At 62.0% G+C, this 985-nt stretch carries 2 protein-coding genes; one reads left to right on the top strand and one right to left on the bottom strand.

Features of this window, described 5'->3' with window-relative positions; all coding sequences use genetic code 11:
• Positions 1-287: hypothetical protein (locus tag M8013_RS00250; RefSeq protein WP_271265837.1), on the top strand; the 287-nt coding region annotated here is incomplete at its 5' end.
• A 78-nt stretch (positions 288-365) separates the two neighbouring features.
• Here M8013_RS00250 and istB read toward each other — a convergent pair.
• On the bottom strand, positions 366-985 hold a 620-nt coding region (gene istB, locus M8013_RS00255), incomplete at its 5' end, for an IS21-like element IS1474 family helper ATPase IstB (RefSeq protein ID WP_271265838.1).

Here is a 985-nt window from a genome sequence, read left to right on the forward strand (position 1 = left end):
TCAGTAGGCCATCCAGTAAACTCCAAGGCGATCTCAACCCCCCTCGGAGAAACAGAATGGAGCTCACCTTTAAAGAAGGATCACTTGAAGCCGGATTGGAGGAGACTTTTCGTCAAATCCAAGTACTGCAAAACAAGGTGAATGGCACGGATGTCATCCGGCTGCAGAGAGAGGAAATTGCCAGCCTCTTTCAAATTGTGCACGAGCACGTTCTGCCGGCCTATGCGGGTAAGCAGCTCCTGTTGCATGGGGGGCGGCCTGCACGATCCTTTTGCGGATTTCGGTGAACGTGACCGAGCGTTTCGCTAATACGTGACCGGTGCTTCCACCCCGGTTGCGCGGGTTCTGGATTGTAATCGCATCGGTCACGATGCGGCTTGTTCCTCGGCTTTTTTTCGGCGCAGCGACTCGCCTTTCATCGTCAGTCGGTAGGCGTTGTGCACCAGGCGGTCGAGGATGGCATCGGCCAGGGTCGGGTCGTTGATCCAGCCGTGCCAGTGCTCGATGGGCAGTTGGCTCGTCAGGATGGTGGAGCGGCTGCCAGCGCGGTCGTCGATCACCTCCAGCAGGTCATGCCGGGCTCCTTCCTCCAGCGGGGCTAGCGCCCAGTCGTCCAGCACCAGGACGTCGACCTTTGCCAGCTGTTGCAGGGTACGGCCGAAGCTGCCGTCGCCATGAGCGATGCGCAGTTGTTCCAGCAGGCGCGGGGTGCGCAGGTACAGGGTGCTATAGCCCTGGCGGCAGGCCTGGTTGCCCAGGGCGCAGGCCAGCCAGGTTTTGCCGGCACCGGTCGGGCCGGTCAGCAGCAGGTTGTGCTGCTGGCGGATCCAGTCGCCACTGGCCAGGGTGGCGATCAGACGCTCGTCCAGGGCGCGTCCGGAGCGGCGGTCGAGATCTTCCAGGCAGGCGTTGGCGTACTTGAGCTTGGCCTTCTTGCGCAGCCGTACCAGGCGCTGGTTGTCACGCCAGGCCAGTTCGCGGTCGA

The sequence above is a fragment of the Silvania confinis genome, assembly GCF_025564085.1.
GTDB lineage: Bacteria > Pseudomonadota > Gammaproteobacteria > Enterobacterales > Enterobacteriaceae > Enterobacter > Enterobacter confinis.